Source organism: Psychrobacter sp. 1U2 (assembly GCF_051847575.1).
Genome location: NZ_JBPYDC010000169.1, coordinates 1 through 1,549 on the forward strand (window position 1 = coordinate 1; position 1,549 = coordinate 1,549).

Consider the following 1,549-nt stretch of genomic DNA (forward strand, 5'->3'; position numbering starts at 1 on the left):
TATTTAGTAGGCGCTTTGTGACTGCATTAGCCAATATTCGTAACTTTTCTATTATCGCCCATATTGATCATGGCAAATCAACGCTTGCCGATCGATTTATTCAAATGTGTGGTGCCTTGCAAGATCGTGAAATGCAAGCACAAGTACTTGATTCCATGGATATCGAGCGCGAGCGCGGTATTACCATCAAAGCACAATCAGTAACCCTGTTCTATGATCATCCAAATGGCGAGCGCTATCAGCTCAACTTTATTGATACGCCGGGACACGTCGATTTTTCATACGAAGTTTCTCGGTCATTAGCCGCTTGTGAAGGTGCACTACTGGTGGTAGATGCCGCGCAGGGCGTAGAAGCGCAGTCCGTTGCCAATTGCTATACTGCAGTTGATCAAGGCTTGGAGGTAATGGCGGTTTTAAATAAAATTGATCTGCCTCAAGTTGAGCCTGAGCGTGTGATTCAAGAGATTGAAGATATCATTGGTATTGAAGCCATTGATGCACCGCGTGTGTCTGCCAAATCAGGGCTTGGTGTTGACAAACTATTAGAAACCTTAGTTGAAGTTATTCCTGCACCGACGGGTGACCGCGAAGCACCGCTACAAGCTTTGATTATAGACTCATGGTTTGACAGTTATTTAGGCGTGGTTTCATTGGTGCGTGTGCGTGAAGGAACCGTAAAAAAAGGCGATAAGATTTATATTAAATCGACCAAAGAGGCGCATCCGGTCAGCTCTATTGGTGTGTTTACGCCCAAGCCTGTCGATACAGGTATTTTAGAAGCTGGGGAAGTGGGTTTTATTATTGCCGGTATCAAAGACATTGCAGGGGCTCCCGTCGGTGATACGATCACCCATGCTAAAACACCAGACGTTGATCGCATTCCAGGCTTTAAGCAAGTGACCCCGCAAGTTTATGCAGGCATGTTTCCTGTTGATGCCAATGATTTCGAAAAGTTTCGTGAAGCACTACAAAAGTTGCAAATTAATGATGCCTCACTGTTTTTTGAACCTGATACTTCTGATGCGCTAGGCTTTGGCTTTCGTTGCGGCTTTTTAGGTATGCTGCATATGGAGATTATCCAAGAGCGTCTAGAGCGTGAATACGACTTGGACTTGATCACCACTGCGCCATCTGTTATCTATGAGATCGAAAAGAAAGATGGTGAAGTCATTTATGTCGACAATCCTTCGCATTTGCCTGAGCCTAACAATATTGAAGAGTTCCGCGAACCGATTGCCCGTTGTCAAATCTTAGTACCGCAAGATTATTTGGGTAACGTTATGACCTTGTGCATTGAGCGTCGCGGCGTGCAAGTTGATATGCGCTTTATGGGTAAGCAAGTTCAGCTGATTTTTGATATCCCAATGGGTGAGGTGGTCATGGATTTCTTTGACCGTCTAAAATCAGTCTCTCGTGGATTTGCATCGCTTGATTATAATTTTGAGCGTTATCAAGTAGACAAGCTGGTCAAAGTTGATGTATTGATCAATGGTGATAAGGTAGATGCCTTGGCGATGATCGTACATCAAGACCAAGCACGTTTCCGCGG

General features: G+C 44.7%; 1 protein-coding gene. It reads left to right on the forward strand.

All coding sequences use genetic code 11. The features are described from left to right. Positions 1-17 precede the first annotated feature (17 nt). Positions 18-1,549 (forward strand): translation elongation factor 4 (gene lepA / locus ACS8FD_RS14180; RefSeq protein ID WP_439276338.1); only part of this gene is annotated, 1,532 nt, incomplete at its 3' end.